The sequence below is a fragment of the Tolypothrix sp. PCC 7601 genome, assembly GCF_025677855.1.
In the GTDB taxonomy this organism is placed as follows: domain Bacteria; phylum Cyanobacteriota; class Cyanobacteriia; order Cyanobacteriales; family Nostocaceae; genus Aulosira; species Aulosira diplosiphon.
Genome location: NZ_CP064879.1, coordinates 6,748,731 through 6,765,019, shown reverse-complemented (window position 1 = coordinate 6,765,019; position 16,289 = coordinate 6,748,731). Strand labels below are relative to the sequence as shown.

Genomic DNA, 16,289 nt, shown 5'->3' with positions numbered 1-16,289 from the left:
ATGAATGGTATTTGCACTCTGGCGAATGATTATGTTTTTGATCAATTGGTAGCTTTACTCAACAGTATTGATGCAATATTAGGTTCTGAAACTCCTGTCTGTATTTATCCTTTTGATGACCAGACACAACGAATTGCTGATGAAATTACTAAGCGACCTAATGTATTTATTTACAATAACCAAGAATCTATAAATTACTGGGATCAATTTATGGTGTCAGCTGCACCAGAAAGATTGAATCGTAGTCAATCCCGACTTTATGGCGCTCATCGTCGGTTTTGTGCCTTTGATGGCCCCTTTGAGAAATTTATATATTTAGATGCTGATACTTTAGTGATGAACTCACTAGCAACAGTATTTCAAAAATTAGATAGTTATGACTTTGTTGTCTATGACTTTCAATTTAAAGATGTTAGTAAAGTATATAATGTTGATTCTCCGCAATTACTAGAAGTTTTTGCCAAAGAACGGATAAATTCAGAGATATTTTGTTCTGGATTTTATGCTTCTAAAAAAGGTGTATTTTCAAAAGAGCAGATAAAATCTCTAATACTGTCTCTGCAAAATGATGAAAGAGACATATTATATCAAGGTGCTGGCGAACAGCCTTTAATTAACTACATGGTGATGAAATCTCACCTTTCTATTTATAATTTTGCTCAACAATTACCATCTCATGAAGTAACAGGATGTTCTGTCGGCTCTAAGCACTTTGAAGAAAAAGAGCATATTCTTTATGACAAAGGTAATCGACTAACTTATCTTCATTATATTGGTGTACCTCCTAATATCCATCAAGCTGTATGTACTGGTGAGAATATTGATTTTCCTTATAGAGATTTATTTCTCTACTATCGCTACTTACATGAGCCAGAAAAACGTCCACTATTTCATGATCACCCTAGACCTTATGACGCTCCACCACCAAATTTATTCACTAGAGCTTTGAGAAAATTAAAATTAATTAACCAAGGATAATTTATGAGTAGGGGAATTTATATCGTTGCTAACGACCGAGTAATGGATAATGCGATCGCTTTACTCAATAGTATTCGATTTTACGATCCGGAAGTTCCAGTTTATCTCATACCTTTTAATGAAAACTATCACAAAGTTGCAGAGAAACTTAGCACTTTACATAATGTCCAATTGTTCCCAAACTTAGAATTGATTGAGCAATTCACCAACCGCATAGGTGAAATATTTGATCGAGATTTTCTGGCTTTACCCAACAAAATGCGTAAGCTGGTAGCATGGTTTGGCCCTTTAGATGAATTTATTTATATTGATACAGATATTGTCGTTTTTGAAAAAATTGCTGACAATTTAGACAAACTTGCAGAAGTCGATTTTTTCTGCTGCGATTATCATCATGCTAATGACAAGTTACGCAACATTTTTTCGCCATTAGTAATAGAACAGCAAATTTTTTCTGATACGCAATTAGAAGATGTTTTTAACAGTGGCTTTTGGGCTTCATGCAAGGGAGCTATTACTGAGCAACAGATGGATGAAACTTTGCGTGAATGTGCTGCTCATCGTGAATATTTCGATTTTACCGAAGGAGTTACAGACCAACCAATTTTAAATTATTTGGTTCTCAAACTTATTGCCAAACGCGGTAATCTTGTGAAAATTCCTGGCGGGGGGCCTGGTAGTTGGGCTGGTTCTCGCAATTTTCAACAGCAAGGATATACCCTCCATGACAGAGGACAACGACTGAAATATCTACATTGGGCGGGAACTAAGATAAAAGCTGGTAGCCCTTATTGGGAATTGTGGGAACATTATCGCTACCTTCATGAGGGGAAATTTGCTTTTATCCCCAAACTCACTCGCCGTTTCTTTCCCTTTGTTGCTACTCGCAATTAATATCAGGAGTACTTTCATGGTAGATGGTATTTATACCCTCGCTAATGATGTGGTTTATGACCAATTAGTTGCTTTACTCAATAGCATTGAAGCTAACGCCGGCAGAAAAATTCCGGTTTGTGTCATTCCATATAATGAGCAGTTAGATAAAGTTAAGGCAGAGGTTGCAACTAGAGATAATGTAACTTTATTTGAGGATTATACTTCTATAGATTACTGGGATAATTTTGCCACACAGGTATGGGAGAACTATCCCAGAGCACAAAAAACTTGGCGAGAATGGGGATTTCCAGAACTCTATCGTCTACCTATGCATCGCAAATTATGTGCCTTAGATGGTGGATTTGATAGATTTATTTATTTTGACGCTGATACTCTATTAATGGGGCCTATTGACTATATATATTTAAAGTTAGATCAATATGATTGGGTAACAAACGATTTTCAGTATAAATCTGATTTGAAATATGTGTTTGATGGCCCATCAGAGTTAATCCAACAGATTTTTCCAACAGAAAAATTACCATCTCATATATTTTGTGCAGGATGGTTTGGTGCAAAAAAACAAATTTTTACCCAAGCCACTTTAGAAAGTTTATTAAATAAACTAAAGTCTGGTGAAGCGGATGTCATGGCTTTAGGAGGCCCTGACCAATCTTTATTTAACTACTTAGTATTGAGAAGTGGAATTTCTTATTATAATTTTGCTTGTCATGAATATGAGAAGGCAACTGGTAATCACTGGAGTTCTAAATTTGATGTTCTAGAAAATGTTCTTTACGACCAAGGAAGAAGGCTAACATACTTACACTATATGAGTATCGGTGCATCAGCTTTTAGTAAACTTTGTGCAGGTGAATATATCAATATTCCGTATCGAGAAGTGTTTTTACATTATCGTTATTTAAAATCACCAGAAACTAGACCACAAAGCTTTAAGCGTCCCAGCTTGATTTTAAAGTTGCAACAAAATACTACAGATTTCTTCAAGCAAAAAATCGCCAATATTAAGCTCAATTATCGCAATTTTAGAGATAGTATCACTTGATAGATAGGATGTCATAGATTGTAAAATGAATGCTCAGTCAGGTGCGTTAGCGTTGGCTAACGCACCTGAAAGATTATAGACTATTATTAGTGGTAATTAGCGGTAATAAAAATTAAAATTATTCAAACTTACTATTCTTAAATAGAGATAACGATAATAATAACCAATAAATTTTTTAAGTCTGCGCTTTATTTTTTGCAATATAGAGCTTTGGCGATATTCAATCGTTTCATGTTGCTGAAAATAAATTAAAGTATCATCTGCATTTGCTTGACCTTTTTTGATTTTCTGCCTTTGCACCCAATCTTTAAAATAAACAATCCCCTGCATAGCATCCCATTGAACTTGTAACCCCGCCTTAGCAGCAGCCATTCCTATTGCATAGCCTTCTGCACCATAAAATCCATTTAACTCACAGTAAAGTGCGATATTGTTCCAGTGTTTGAGAAATTCTATTTCTTTTCCATCTTGCCTCGTAATGACAAATAGCATTTCCATCACAAACTGGATGTTAGTATCTTCTAAATCTAAATCTAGCTTTTTCGCTAACTTTCGCAGAATTTCTATATCTCTACTTCGCTTTGGTTTATATTTATCATTTACTGAATCAATATAAACTTGATTATGCTTGGCAATACTAGTGCAACTTACAGCAGTTATACCAGGCAGCCATGTCATTTCTGATAGAAACTTATCTAATATTCTGATATCTGCATCTACAAATATACAAGTATTAAATAGTGATATAGCTTTGGCAATTACAAATCTTTTATCATGGTAACAACCAATACTCTGCTGCTGATGTTTAAAAGCTAGAACATTAGGATATTTACTAAATTCTTGGGGCTTATCTGTTAAAATAAGTAAATATATGCCTGGTAAATTTTTCTCAATATCTTGAGCCAATAGGAGAGCATGAGAGCGGTATCTTTCACCTAAGGCTAAAGTACAAAAACAAACTTCTTGTTGCTCTTGCTGCATTGGTTTTAAGTTGCTATATAACATACTAAAAGTATGAATTTTTATTGTCTGAGCATCTAACTAAGTATTATTTTTACATAAACAATACATTCATGCTATGGTGATATTACGTATTGTGCAACTATTTTGAAACTTGAATTTTCATTAGTCAGCAATAATAAATATCAAAATAGTAAATATTTAAAAAATTAAATTACTACCCAGTAATTTATCATTTCAGTTAATAAGTAATAATTATCAAAGCCTTTTTTCAAAATGGTATTAGATGATGGGAATTCATTTATAACAAACAAAAATAGCTGCTAGATACTGATGTCTAGCAGCTATTTTTATTAATAGTAGGAGTAAATTTTGCGGTCTCTAAGATAAAGAATCTAAATCCAGAGATTGCATACCTTGGCGTTCTACAAACTCCAGCATACTTCCCAATTGCCACCAAACTAACAAACAAGTGAACAAACTCATTGGCAAGCCAATACCTAAAGCTAGGATTGGGGGAAAGCCAAATATCTCGAAACCGGAACAAAGAAACAGGCAAACACCACCTGTGATGCCCAAAAATGGGACAATCAGTTGCTTCCAGGCGGAAGGCGGTTTGATATTTTCTGCGCTCTTGTTTGGCCATTTCTGAACAATTACTTTTAAAGTACCAGATAAGGCGATTCCAGAAGTTATAGCGATTAATAAACCAACAACTAGTAGGACATACGGTGGATGCAGAGGGTAATAGTACATGAAAACTCCTTATTGGCAGAGAAATTTAAAAGTAATTGTGGTTTGAGTTGTTAGTTTTGGTTTAGTGCTGAATTACCACCAAAAGTCATAAATGATGTTGCTCTTGGTAGAATTGCGGCTGCACCTTCTCTCGATAACTCTGTTAAAAAGCCGATCGCAACATTCAATAAACGATTTGGCTGTAAGTCATCTTTGACTAGGTTCCACAGACGTTGAACTTCTTCTGTATGCAGACGGTCATCTTCCGTGATTGCTAGCACCAATTGCTGACGCAGAAATTTACCTTCTTCAGACAGCAGAAACTGCAGTCCCATTTGGGCTGTAGGTAGCACATCAAAACTGCCGTCGGTACGTGCGATCGCAATTAGATTTTCTAAGCGCTGCCACTGGAATTTACCATCTTTAAACAGCACATTCAGTAACCGTCGGCGTAGTTCGGGAGATTCGCCTGTTAGTAAGCGGCGGGCAATATAGGGATAGCCTACCTCCACAATTTTGAAATTGGGATTGAGACTGAGAGCAATACCTTCTTGGGTAACTAGAGAACGAATAATTAAAGCAAACTTCGCTGGTACCCGGAATGGATATTCATACATCAATTCCGAAAATTCATCGGTAATAGTTTTGAAGTTAAAATCTCCAACATTTTTACCGATGGCGTTGCCTAAGACTGATTCTAATGCTGGGACAATCGGGCAAATATTTGTGTTTGGTGTGAGAAAACCTAACTTTACGAAATCTGCTGCTAAGTCAGAGTAGTCTTTGTTCACCAAATGCACTAATGCATCTACTAGAGTTTCTTTAGTGGTTTCCTCTAGCTGATCCATCATCCCGAAATCTATGTAAGCCATCCGACCATCAGGCATCGCAAACAAATTGCCTGGATGCGGGTCTGCATGGAAAAATCCATGTTCTAATAGCTGTTGCAAACCGGAGGTCACACCAATTTTGATGATGTCCTCTGGGTCTAAACCTGCGGCGCGAATGCTTTGAGTATCTGTTAGCTTGAAGCCGTTAATCCATTCCAGGGTTAAAACACGGCTATTAGTATAACGCCAATAAATACTGGGGACTTTGACGCTGGGGTCGTCGCGGAAATTGTGAGCAAATTTTTCCGCGTTGCGACCTTCATTGATGTAATCGATTTCCTCAAATAACTTGGTGCCAAACTCGTCCACAATTAAGGTGAGGTCGTGACCGAGATTTAGGGGTAACCAAGGCGCTAGCCAAGCAGCCGCCCAGCGCATCAGATACAAGTCTTTGGTCAAAATTGGCCGTAAGTTAGGGCGTTGCACCTTTACTGCGACTTCTTCGCCACTTAGCAAACGTCCACGATACACTTGACCCAAGCTAGCTGCTGCTACAGGTTGAGGTGACAGTTCACTAAATGCTTCTTGAACTGGGCGATTTAGCTCCGCCTCGATAATTCGGTAGGCTAAATCATTATCGAAGGGCGGTAACTGGTCTTGCAGCTTGACTAATTCTTCTAAGAAATCCTTACGTATTAGGTCAGGCCTAGTCGATAGGGCTTGACCAACTTTAATGAAAGTGGGGCCAAGGCGAGTGAGCAGTTCTCGTAATTGAGTGGCGCGTTTACTCTTGTTCTGCTCTTCTAGATTTTGCCATTCATCCCACTTCAAACTAATAATAAATCCAGCAAAAGACCAGATAATTGTCAGTATTCGCCCCCAGGCTAGCCAGGGACGGTAACGATAATAACTAGCGATCGCGTCTGGATTGTAGCGCCTTAGCTGAGCAGATTGATACTGACCCACGCTTTTATTTGCCTCTTCAACTGGGAAATTGACACTTTTTCTTGGTTTCCAAGACTACATAATAAATGCAGGTATAGGATACCGATATTTTTTATAATGCACAATAAAGGCTTACCCATTTCTGAGTAGTTTTTCCGGCTATATTTTGCCTACTTTACTGTTGCGGTTTTGTTATCTTTTTCTTAATTATACTTTAGAAAACTACAAATATTCCTGCTGTGTAAGGATTTTGGGTACTTGTGTAATTTAAAATACAATTTTGTCTGTGGGAGTACTTGGGCATTGGGTATTGGGCATGGGGCATTGGGCATTGGGCATTGGGCATTGGTAATTTATTCTCCCCCTGCCTCTTCATCTCCCTCATCTCCCTCATCTCCCAGTCACCAGTCACCAGTCACCAGTCACCAGTCACCAGTCACCAGTCACCAGTCACCAGTCACCAGTCACCAGTCACCAGTCACCAGTCACCAGTCCCCAGTCCCCAGTCCCCAGTCCCCAGTCACATCTACAGCCACTCTCCGCCGCGGAAACGCCAACGAGGGAAAATGATCCGCATGAGGCTTTGGGAGGAAAAGAACACTGCTAGCCATACGATACTGTAATGCAAAAGAAAAATATGTGGTGGAAGTTCTTCTTTGGGTATGGGGATTGGTAAAAAGCCAAACAGTTTTACACCACAATAAACAAAGATAAATTCCCAAATTCCAGCAAAGAGTTGATAAGCTGCGGGCCAGTCTCTATCCCAACGGAATTTTTGCAGATAGTTATAAAGTACATCCCAACCTAAACCGAAAATGGCAACATAGGTAAGTATCAAGAAATAAACTGAGTTAGGCCCAGGGCCAATTAAACCCATTGCAAAGGGTAATGATACTAATACGCCTACTGTTGCTAATAGTAATAATCGAGTTTGCCAACGACCAAATAATGTGGGAGTCACGTCGCTTCGCTCCGAAGTCAAAAGTCAAAAGTCAAAAGTCAAAATTAACAATACATACAAAGTACTGTCAGCACTTGAATCATACCCATATTAAAAAACTCCACAGGATTGTGGAGCTTTTCGTAAAAATAAATGGAAAATATTGTTTAAACTGCTACAGGGGAATGATAGGTGCTGAGTGCGTCCCAAGTGATGACATCGTCTAGCAAAGCTTGATAACCCAAGGTATTGGGATGGAGTCCGTCGTCACTGATGCGCTTGCGCCACCAGGTTTCACCACGTTCTATCCATTGGTCGAAAATATCGAGATAAGGAATCCGGCGTTGATCGCAAGCTATTTTCGTAGCTTCTTTATAGCGATACTGATCGGCGTGATTGTAGTAGAAACAATCGAGAAAGGGCATTTTGGCTTCATCAACTGGAACCATACCCACAAATACTACAGAACAAAGTTGTTGTGCTTGTTCTAGTAATTCAGCGATTTGAGATTCAAATAAAGCAAAATCTGTATAATTACGTCCATTAGGGCGAGATAACCGCGCTGAATCATTTACCCCTACAGACAAAATAATTAAATCAGGGACACGATTTCGCAGTTCACCCCGATGGCGAAATTCAACTTCTAGCCTTTGGGCGACTTGTTGAGTGCGATCGCCTCTGACTCCCAAGTTATAAAGAATATGGCCGGAACTATTGGGTAACATCCAGTATCGCCTTAGTTGTTCTACCCAGCCTCCTCTTTCCGGATCGCCAAAGCCATAAACTATGCTATCTCCTAGTGCGATAATCTTCAAAGGCTGACAATGGGTTGGTGCTATGGACAGCTGCATTGAGGAAGGTCGCTCGAATGTTTGCATCTTAAAAAGACTTTATTTTATATCTTTACAAGATTCTATACATTTCTACACCATTACAAAGTATATTTCTACTCTCTACTTTGGAAAGAGTTGATGAAGTTGGGGACTTCCAAGTAAAAAATATGCCATCCCTGCGGGACGCTACGCGAACACTATTTAGGCAGGGAAGGGGAATAACTCTTGACTCTTGTACAGACGCGATTCATCGCGTCTCTTCAACTCAGCACTAAATTGGCGACTGATTAAACACCCATTTCAACCACTGGCTAAAAGAATTGAAGGCGTTTAGATGCTTGACTCCTGGCGCACGGGAATTAGCGAGTGCTTCCACAGCGACTAAGGCGGCGTACTGCAAACCCAAGAAACTATCAACTGCTGCATAGGGGCCACCAAGGGTAATTGCGCCAGCCGCATACATTTGACCTTTGGTGTTACGCATTTGGGCTAACTCAAAATTGTTGGCAACAACTAATCTCCCTAGGTGATTAAGTGGTAAGTTGTAATGCTTTACTAGGTCATCTAATAGGGGATTGGTTTGGACTTTGGCATCTAAACCTGTAGCATCAACAATAAAATCAGCCTCCAGCTTCATTTCTCCCAAGCCTTTTTCACGGATGTGGCTAATAGTGCGGTTTTGGCTTCCCCGTTCTACATCCAGCACATCCCCAAAGGTAATTTGATACCAACCTTCCCTTAAACCTTGTTCGGTAATCTGCTGCCAATCATGGCGATCAGCAGTAGTAGTACCACCCCAGTCTGCGAGTAGACTTTTGCGTTCATCAGGAGTGGCTTTTTCTAGCATTACCCGTAGTTCCCCACTCCAACAGGCTTTAGGCCAGTTAAAGGGTTGAAATTCGTAATGATTTTTGACTAAACGTTGGGCTTTTTGGAATTTGTTACCTTGGGGTTTAGGCGATCGCATTAAATGCAAAACTGTAATATTGCGATTTTTCTTGCGTGCCTCATAAATTCGCTGCACAATCCGCGAAGCCACAATTCCCCGCCCGCGCAACAATACAATTCCACCCTGTTGTTCTAGCTGTTGATAAACATGATCATGTTCCTCATAAGCATTCACAACAGCTTTGAAGTCTTGATATTTTTCTCGATAAGCTTGTAAATCTGGTAAAAACTGAATTGCGGGATAACCTGTTGCTAAGTGTAAATAACGCGATACAAAAAAAGCATAATCTCTCGTCCCGCGAGAATAGGCTACGCAATATCTACCATCTGCAGTTTTGCGAATAGCTCTAACTCGCCCATAACGATAAATTTGTTGCCAACCAATGCGTCGGCATTCCCTATCTATAGAATCAAAAACATTACCAGCTCTTGGGGTATAAGTTTCTATAAATGTAGGTTCTGCAAATACTTGCCATAAATACCTGAATGCGGAATTGGGTTTGCCTTGAGTAATATCATGCCAAGCTTCCCGTAAAGCATAACTAGGCCAGCCCCAAATGTTATCAGGGCAAGAATCAGAATTAGACCTTAATCTTTCATATAAAGGAATTTGCGAATTCAAGCAGAGGCGCTTGTATCGTGCATAAGGCTCTGCTTCTAATCCCAAAGCAACAATTTTGTCAGCACGCACACCGCTAATTCGCAGTAAATCAGTCCAAATAAAACTGCCAAGTCCCGCACCAACTGCCAGATAATCACATTCATCCACAGGTAAGCCTGTAGCATGAAGTGCTTGCACGTCAACTTGTTGCGCCTGAAATGCTGGAGGTGGAAAATTACTACCTAGCGGTGTTACAGGCCGTACAGACGGCAAACTAGGATCTGGAATATTGGTATTGGGATTAAAGTGAATAGTTGAAGGTGGGCTAGTAACTGGTGCGGGTGCTAGTGCATTAATACTAAAGTTCACGGTGATCATGTATGGCCCAATTTGTAGGGTATCACCGTTATTCAAAACAGAGCGTGTTTGTCGTTGACCGTTGACAGATAAACCATTGACACTACCTTGATCAATCACCACCAGTTGATTTTGTTCCCAATCAATCAAGGCATGATAGCGCGAAACTTCATTACTATTCAGCAGCATTCGCGAGACACGCTCTCCCCTGAGTTGATCTGGTAACCTAGCGAATTCTCGCCCAAAAGCGATTGGTACACTCAACCTGGGTTCTCGCCGTTCCCCCGTAGCTGGATCATCCCAACTTAATAGAATTTGTAAATTTGGCATTTGGTCTTTGGCATTTAGTGTTTGTCATTGGGCATGGGGCATTGGGCATGGGGCATGGGGCATGGAGTATTAGTCTTCTTGTACGCTCCCCTGCTCCGTCTGCTCCCTCTGCTTCCTCTGCTTCCTCATCTCCCTCATCCTAATGATTCGGTGCAACTAGCACACTAACTGCTGCTGCTAAGGATGTTCCACACCAGGGACAGCCAACTTGCAGATTTTCCGGGGGAGAGACTTTGTGGCATTTGGGACATTCTAAGCCATAAATTCCTGGTGGGGGTGCGGGTGGGTGCTGGTGATATCTCGGTTGCACCTGTGGCTGCTGGTTGATTGGTGGCCATGTAGGCTGGTTACTGACTACTGGCGGGGTTGGTGGTGTCAAAATTGTGGGCGGAATACTGTTAATTAAAATATTAGTGACTCTAAGTTCCATTTGCCCCAATTGGATCATGCTACCTTCTCTTAAAGGCAGTTCACCTTGGGTTAGTTGTTGTCTATCTACTAGGGGCGGATTTTGCGATCGCAAGTTTCTAATGTAAAACTTTTGCTGTTGGCTATTAAAAAATATTTCTACGTGTAAACCTGATACGGTAGGGTTACTGACAACAATGTCGCACCGGAGTGGATCTCGACCGATGCGGACAGTGCCAGGGTTCTTGCTAGGCTGTTGTTCGTAAATATTCTGGGTTTTATCTTGACCTGCATCATGCCACTGTAAAGTTAGTGCATTCATCGTTATAACTAGTAACTTTTATTTAGTTACTTCAACTCCTTTCTGTGCGATTCCTAACACGATTGGGCACAAGCAAGCAAGTGTTTAGAAAAAACTTTAAATCAGATTTGTGTTTAGTTCTAACGCTGATCGTCAAAATTTCTGCATATTTCTACTGATGGGGTCAAAATCTTTAGAGAATCGGGTGGTTTCGTCATAATAAGCACCTGTTAAATCTGCTCCATACAACTTGGTGAAGTTGAGTTTAGCGCCTCGCAGATTTGCTTCATTTAGCTTTACACCGCACAAATTAGCTCTAGTCAAATTAGCGTTGGCTAAGTTGGCTCTACTCAAATCTGCTCCCCAAAGTTTAGCTCTAGCTAGGTTAGCACTACTCAAGTCTGCTCCCCATAAATTTATCCCAGGTAAAGAAGCTCCAATCAGTTTAGCTTTAATTAGGTTGGCAGCAGGAAAATATCTCTCACCAGCAGCATAAAGCTGTTTAATCTTCTCAGCATCCATGAATTGTATTGACCTTTTCACAAGTGGTTGTCATCGCTTTATCTTGAAGATGCTAACTTGTCAGCAATGCGTGTAGTTTCTGGCAGTCGATATTTAGTGGTGCAGCGTAGTACATAGTCGATTGCTGTAGGCAAGCTAATTCGATGACCACTAGAAATATATAAAGGTTTTACGCCTGTGCGCGTGCGTAAAACTGCGCCAATTGTTTCACCTTGGTGTATTAAAGGTTGCCAGCTGCCTTTGGTTTCTGGAACTTCGTCATACTTGCCAATCAATAAGGATTTTGCTACGCCGATTGTTGGCATATCTATTAACAATCCTAAATGGCTAGCTATACCCAGTCTGCGGGGATGAGCTATTCCCTGACCGTCGCAAAGAATTATATCTGGTAGAATTTTTACCTTTTCTAAAGCATCCAGTACAGCTGGGATTTCGCGAAATGAGAGAAAACCGGGAATATAAGGAAAGGAGGTAGGACGGCGCGCTACTGCTGTCTCCACTATTTGCAAATCGGGGAAACTCAGCACTGCTACAGCAGCATGGCTAATTGTACCGTCCGCTTCAAAGCCCATGTCTACCCCTGCAACATATTTAATGGTTTCTGGCAGTTTATCTTCTATTATTGTTTGGTTTCGCAATTTTTCTTGGATTGCGATCGCTTCTTCTAGAGTCTGGGGCCAATCATGTTGTTGATAAATCTTCATAATAAATATTTTACTTAACAAAAATTAAAGGCTATTTTACCGAAATCTCCCTTAGCAACAGTGTAGCTACTGTTGTCATCAACTTAAAATTCTTTGTACCCTTTGGCTAAAGTTAAACTATCAAAATTATTTATTTGTCTCACTGTGAGAATCGGCAAACTATTAACTAGTTTAGGTTTGATAATGTTAACTTACTGAGGTTAGTAATTAGTCAAAAATTACTATTAAAAAATAGCCATGCGTAACCACATCCCAAATCCGGCAAATGCTTTCCAGTTCAGTTCCTATATTGTTGGTGGCATATTTCTATTGATAGTGGCATTTATTTTTCGTCCTTTCACGATTGTAAATGCTGGGGAACGAGGCGTTGTCATGAAGTTTGGTAAAGTCCAGGATCAGGTTTTAGATGAGGGACTGCATCCTATGATACCAATGGTGACCTCAATCAAAAAACTAAGCGTGCGGGTACAGCAAAATACTTTTGAATCAGACGCAGCTTCTAAAGACCTGCAAAAAATTACTACCGAACTAGCTGTTAACTGGCACGTTGATCCAATACGAGTCAATAAAGTTTTTCAACAAGTCGGAGACCAACAACAAATTATTACTGGGATTATTACGCCTGCTGTATCTGAAGTTTTGAAAGCAGCCACAGCCAAAAAAACAGCAGAAGAAATCATTACTAAAAGAACAGAACTGAAAGAAGAGATTGATAGCAATCTCAAAAATAGACTATCAGCTTATGGTTTAATGGTTGATGATGTTTCTCTAGTCAATTTTTCCTTTTCGCCAGAGTTTAGTAAAGCTATTGAATCAAAACAAATAGCTGAACAAGAGGCTAAACAAGCAGAATTTATTGCTAAAAAAGCGACTCAAGAAGCACAAGCAGAAATTAACCGCGCTAAAGGTCAAGCAGAAGCACAAAGATTACAGCGACAAACCTTAACCGCAGAATTATTGCAGAAACAAGCAATTGAAAAGTGGGATGGACGTTTTCCTACAGTGATGGGTGGTAATGGTTCAGTGCCATTAATCAATATTAATCCTAGTAATCTCTCTAGCACGCCAAATCGATAGTTTTGTTTACGATTTGTAGAGACGCGATTAATCGCGTCTCTAACGTCAAAATACAAGGGTGAACGCTACTTTTCATCAATGTCCAAGTGAAATATCGGATAGTGCTCACCCTACAAACATTGTTTCTTTTAGATGGTAGGATGCGTTAGCGATAGCGTAACGCATCCTACGTTTATTTCTAGCGATAAATATTTAACCGAACAAAATATTAGTTCTTCTTTTCTGTTTCCTGTTTTATTTCTCAGCAAACAGTTTCAGAAATCAAATCAAATTTAGCAGATTTTGTAGAGGATGTAACAAACAATAGTGATTCATATTATTCATTACATCCATTACACCATCCATTAACATATTTTCATTGTATTGCCACATAATTGGGCAACAAAGAATCTAGCACATTCTCAATACTACAATCCGATAAATCGGGAATCGATAAAAATCTGTAAGCTTTACTAAAATAACTCTTTGTTGAGTGGTTATAAATGGGGTCGTAATAGCAATCCAATATATCTTGCACTAAAGATTCCCAATTACCAGCATCAATTAATTGATACCACTGACTTAATTTCTCCCAACCACAGCGATTTTTGAGTTTCTCTAGCTTGCGTTTTAAGACATCAGGATGGGTAATTAAGTGGGGATATTCTTGTAACAAGAACTGGACTCTAGCAGCTATTGGTAGTTGAATTTCTACACAATTAGCCTGTCTCATTTTCTGCCACAAGGATTGAGGTAAATATATTTGCCCAATTTTGATACTTTCTGATTCAATCCAAACTACTTGCTGCGGATTAAACTGTTGCAGATGTTGTACTAGGAGAGATTCAAAGTATTTTTGTGAAGGTTGGGATATCGGCTTACCTGGCCATTGTCCGCCCAAAAGAGAACCGCGATGATTAGCTAAACTTTCTAAATCTAAAACTTGTGCGCCACGTTGACGGATTTTTTCTAAAATATGGGTTTTACCAGTACCAGTTAAACCACATAACATCTGATAGTTAAATTGTGCTGGTAAATGTTCTATTTGCTGGCGGACGTAGTTACGATAAGTCTTGTATCCGCCATCAATTACAGTCACTTGCCAACCAATTTGTGTCAGTACCGCAGCCATGCTAATGGAACGCTGCCCACCTCGTCCACAGTACACTAAAGGATGATAGTCTGGGTCTTTAGCAGCAAAGTGCTGGCTGAGATGTTGGTAAATATTTCTCGTTACTAAAGCCGCACCAATTTTTCGCGCTGTAAAAGTGCAAACTTGTTTATAAATTGTTCCGACTTCAGCGCGTTCAGCATCATTCAAGACTGGTAAATTAATCGCGCCAGGAATGTGGTCTTCTATAAATTCACTAGGCGAACGAACATCAATAATTTCACTGTAAGTTTCAGCCCAAGGCAGACGCGTATATGTAACTGAAGATGACATAGTCTTTAAATTCTCGCTTCTTCAATTGTGGCACTCCCATAAGTTTAATGGGGGTATTCTGTACTTAGGTAAATTTAAATGAATCTATGTAAAGTCTCAAAACAAAACTTGGAAGACTTAAAAATCTTGTTTGCAAATACCAAGGGAAAATTTTTAACAGAGAAAATAATTTTTGCGGTTTTGACTTTTTCGGGGAAAGCACAATTGCATCTTTTAAAACTCACTATATAGCCTCTGTTATCAACTATTTATGGTCAGCAAAAGATACTACTGCTAAATTTATTAACATCATAAATAGTTAATGAGGCGATCGCACTTCTGGCTCGGTGATAATAATTGGTAAGAATAGGGCTAACACCAGAAGCTTCGATAGATTATGGAAATTTTAGTGGTGAAATCTAACTAGCGATCGCCAATGGAAATTTAGCAGCTTCAATGAACTAGTTTTAGGATAAAAAACAACTAAAGTCATTGTATCCGTAGTCAGCGATCGCGGTATTAGGGGTCAGACCAATTCTCTCAAAAAAGAAAAAGCTACGCTTCAACAATCAGATTGTATAAAATTTGTCCTAGAAATTTTATACAACTCTACGATTAGCTTCCCAAGCTAACAGAATAGTCTTTCGCTCCAAACCCCAACGATAGCCACCAAGTTCTCCAGACTCGCGAATCACACGATGGCAAGGGATGAGGTAGGAGATGGGATTTTTGCCTACAGCATTGCCAACGGCTCGCGCAGCAGTTGGGAGGCCAATTATTTCCGCAATACTTTGGTAAGTTGTCAGACCCCCAAAGGGGATTCTCAAAAGTGCGCGCCAAACTTGAATCTGAAAATTAGTGCCTTTAACCAAAAGCGTTAAGGGTTTTTGTTCTGTGAAGCTCACTGAGTCAAAAATCAAGTCATGCAATGGTTGAGTTACTTGTTGATTTTGGATAATCTCAGCTTTTGGCCATTCTTGCTGAAGTGTTTGTTGGACATTTGGCTCATCTGTGCCATTTAAAAAATACAGATTGCAAATACCGCGATCGCTCGTAGCGATCAGAGCTTTGCCAAACAGCGTTTCATGAATACCATAGCGAATTTGCAAGCCTGCTCCGGCTGCTTTAAATTCACCAGGGGACATTGCTTCTAAGTTGACAAATAAGTCATGTAATCTTCCCGGACTCGACAAGCCTACATCTAAGCTTAAATCTAGTAAGCTTTTGGTTCGGGTAATTTGTGATTTAGCATATTCAACTGTGAGATATTGCAAAAACCGCTTAGGGCTTATGCCAACCCACTGAGTAAACATCCGTTGGAAATGATACTCACTTAAACCTATGTGCTGGGCAACTGTAGCCAGATCCGGCTGGTGGAGATGGGATTGGCGCATAAATGCGATCGCCTGAGCAATCCGCTGATAATCTCCGCTGTCATGGGCAGTTACAGTCTTCATCGCAATCATCTAGGTTGAA

The 16,289-nt window shown here is 39.7% G+C and carries 15 protein-coding genes; 4 read left to right on the top strand and 11 right to left on the bottom strand.

The genetic code is table 11. From position 1 onward, the window contains the following. The 3 genes from HG267_RS27230 to HG267_RS27220 are packed head-to-tail and all read left to right on the top strand — an operon-like array spanning position 1 to position 2,920. Positions 1 to 978 carry an Npun_R2821/Npun_R2822 family protein gene (locus HG267_RS27230; protein ID WP_045872346.1) on the top strand — a complete coding sequence of 326 codons (978 nt, stop codon included), beginning with the start codon at positions 1 to 3 and terminating at the stop codon, positions 976 to 978. A gap of 3 nt (positions 979 to 981) precedes the next feature. After that, complete coding sequence (locus tag HG267_RS27225) at positions 982 to 1,872, top strand: Npun_R2821/Npun_R2822 family protein (RefSeq protein ID WP_045872345.1); 891 nt, start codon at positions 982 to 984, stop codon at positions 1,870 to 1,872. Between the two features lie 16 nt (positions 1,873 to 1,888). After that, the gene (locus HG267_RS27220; protein WP_045872344.1) at positions 1,889 to 2,920 is read left to right on the top strand and encodes an Npun_R2821/Npun_R2822 family protein; all 1,032 of its coding nucleotides are present in this window, start codon (positions 1,889 to 1,891) and stop codon (positions 2,918 to 2,920) included. A 96-nt stretch (positions 2,921 to 3,016) separates the two neighbouring features. Here the strand turns inward: HG267_RS27220 and HG267_RS27215 are convergent, their stop codons facing one another. The 9 genes from HG267_RS27215 to nfi form a co-directional block, all read right to left on the bottom strand. Next, on the bottom strand, positions 3,017 to 3,901 hold the full coding sequence (locus HG267_RS27215) for a hypothetical protein (protein WP_045872445.1): 885 nt from the start codon (positions 3,899 to 3,901) through the stop codon (positions 3,017 to 3,019). A 360-nt stretch (positions 3,902 to 4,261) separates the two neighbouring features. Continuing rightward, positions 4,262 to 4,636: a hypothetical protein gene (locus HG267_RS27210; RefSeq protein ID WP_045872343.1), complete on the bottom strand. Its 375-nt coding sequence runs from the start codon at positions 4,634 to 4,636 to the stop codon at positions 4,262 to 4,264. Positions 4,637 to 4,686: 50 nt separating this feature from the next. Next, positions 4,687 to 6,411 (bottom strand): ABC1 kinase family protein, encoded by a 1,725-nt coding sequence (locus HG267_RS27205; protein ID WP_045872342.1) that lies wholly within the window; start codon positions 6,409 to 6,411, stop codon positions 4,687 to 4,689. Between the two features lie 505 nt (positions 6,412 to 6,916). After that, a complete protein-coding gene (locus tag HG267_RS27200; protein WP_045872341.1) occupies positions 6,917 to 7,351 on the bottom strand; it encodes a hypothetical protein in 435 nt (144 codons plus the stop codon). 146 nt (positions 7,352 to 7,497) lie between these two features. Then, complete coding sequence (locus HG267_RS27195; protein WP_194007732.1) at positions 7,498 to 8,208, bottom strand: GDSL-type esterase/lipase family protein; 711 nt, start codon at positions 8,206 to 8,208, stop codon at positions 7,498 to 7,500. 226 nt (positions 8,209 to 8,434) lie between these two features. Continuing rightward, positions 8,435 to 10,399 carry an FHA domain-containing protein gene (locus HG267_RS27190; RefSeq protein ID WP_045872339.1) on the bottom strand — a complete coding sequence of 655 codons (1,965 nt, stop codon included), beginning with the start codon at positions 10,397 to 10,399 and terminating at the stop codon, positions 8,435 to 8,437. A gap of 139 nt (positions 10,400 to 10,538) precedes the next feature. Continuing rightward, the gene (locus HG267_RS27185; RefSeq protein WP_045872338.1) at positions 10,539 to 11,129 is read right to left on the bottom strand and encodes an FHA domain-containing protein; all 591 of its coding nucleotides are present in this window, start codon (positions 11,127 to 11,129) and stop codon (positions 10,539 to 10,541) included. Positions 11,130 to 11,261: 132 nt separating this feature from the next. After that, on the bottom strand, positions 11,262 to 11,630 hold the full coding sequence (locus HG267_RS27180; protein WP_045872337.1) for a pentapeptide repeat-containing protein: 369 nt from the start codon (positions 11,628 to 11,630) through the stop codon (positions 11,262 to 11,264). 38 nt (positions 11,631 to 11,668) lie between these two features. Beyond that, positions 11,669 to 12,334: a deoxyribonuclease V gene (nfi, locus tag HG267_RS27175; protein WP_045872336.1), complete on the bottom strand. Its 666-nt coding sequence runs from the start codon at positions 12,332 to 12,334 to the stop codon at positions 11,669 to 11,671. A 237-nt stretch (positions 12,335 to 12,571) separates the two neighbouring features. Here nfi and HG267_RS27170 point away from each other — a divergent pair, with 237 nt between their 5' ends. Then, entirely contained in the window at positions 12,572 to 13,411 is an 840-nt protein-coding gene (locus tag HG267_RS27170; protein WP_045872335.1) for a prohibitin family protein, read from the top strand. Positions 13,412 to 13,766: 355 nt separating this feature from the next. Here the strand turns inward: HG267_RS27170 and mnmH are convergent, their stop codons facing one another. Together mnmH and HG267_RS27160 are read right to left on the bottom strand one after the other, a co-directional pair. Beyond that, positions 13,767 to 14,834, bottom strand: a complete 1,068-nt coding sequence (gene mnmH, locus HG267_RS27165; protein WP_045872334.1) for a tRNA 2-selenouridine(34) synthase MnmH — start codon at positions 14,832 to 14,834, stop codon at positions 13,767 to 13,769. 578 nt (positions 14,835 to 15,412) lie between these two features. Further along, a complete protein-coding gene (locus tag HG267_RS27160; protein WP_228045384.1) occupies positions 15,413 to 16,270 on the bottom strand; it encodes a methylated-DNA--[protein]-cysteine S-methyltransferase in 858 nt (285 codons plus the stop codon). Between the last annotated feature and the right edge of the window lie 19 nt (positions 16,271 to 16,289).

Excerpts from the sequence above, each read along its gene's own strand:
- HG267_RS27230 (WP_045872346.1), top strand. The coding sequence starts at position 1 with ATGAATGGTATTTGCACTCTGGCGAATGATTATGTTTTTGATCAATTG.
- HG267_RS27225 (WP_045872345.1), top strand. The coding sequence starts at position 982 with ATGAGTAGGGGAATTTATATCGTTGCTAACGACCGAGTAATGGATAAT.
- HG267_RS27220 (WP_045872344.1), top strand. The coding sequence starts at position 1,889 with ATGGTAGATGGTATTTATACCCTCGCTAATGATGTGGTTTATGACCAA.
- HG267_RS27215 (WP_045872445.1), bottom strand. The coding sequence starts at position 3,901 with ATGCAGCAAGAGCAACAAGAAGTTTGTTTTTGTACTTTAGCCTTAGGT.
- HG267_RS27210 (WP_045872343.1), bottom strand. The coding sequence starts at position 4,636 with ATGTACTATTACCCTCTGCATCCACCGTATGTCCTACTAGTTGTTGGT.
- HG267_RS27195 (WP_194007732.1), bottom strand. The coding sequence starts at position 8,208 with ATGCAAACATTCGAGCGACCTTCCTCAATGCAGCTGTCCATAGCACCA.
- HG267_RS27190 (WP_045872339.1), bottom strand. The coding sequence starts at position 10,399 with ATGCCAAATTTACAAATTCTATTAAGTTGGGATGATCCAGCTACGGGG.
- HG267_RS27185 (WP_045872338.1), bottom strand. The coding sequence starts at position 11,129 with ATGAATGCACTAACTTTACAGTGGCATGATGCAGGTCAAGATAAAACC.
- HG267_RS27180 (WP_045872337.1), bottom strand. The coding sequence starts at position 11,630 with ATGGATGCTGAGAAGATTAAACAGCTTTATGCTGCTGGTGAGAGATAT.
- nfi (WP_045872336.1), bottom strand. The coding sequence starts at position 12,334 with ATGAAGATTTATCAACAACATGATTGGCCCCAGACTCTAGAAGAAGCG.
- HG267_RS27170 (WP_045872335.1), top strand. The coding sequence starts at position 12,572 with ATGCGTAACCACATCCCAAATCCGGCAAATGCTTTCCAGTTCAGTTCC.
- mnmH (WP_045872334.1), bottom strand. The coding sequence starts at position 14,834 with ATGTCATCTTCAGTTACATATACGCGTCTGCCTTGGGCTGAAACTTAC.
- HG267_RS27160 (WP_228045384.1), bottom strand. The coding sequence starts at position 16,270 with ATGAAGACTGTAACTGCCCATGACAGCGGAGATTATCAGCGGATTGCT.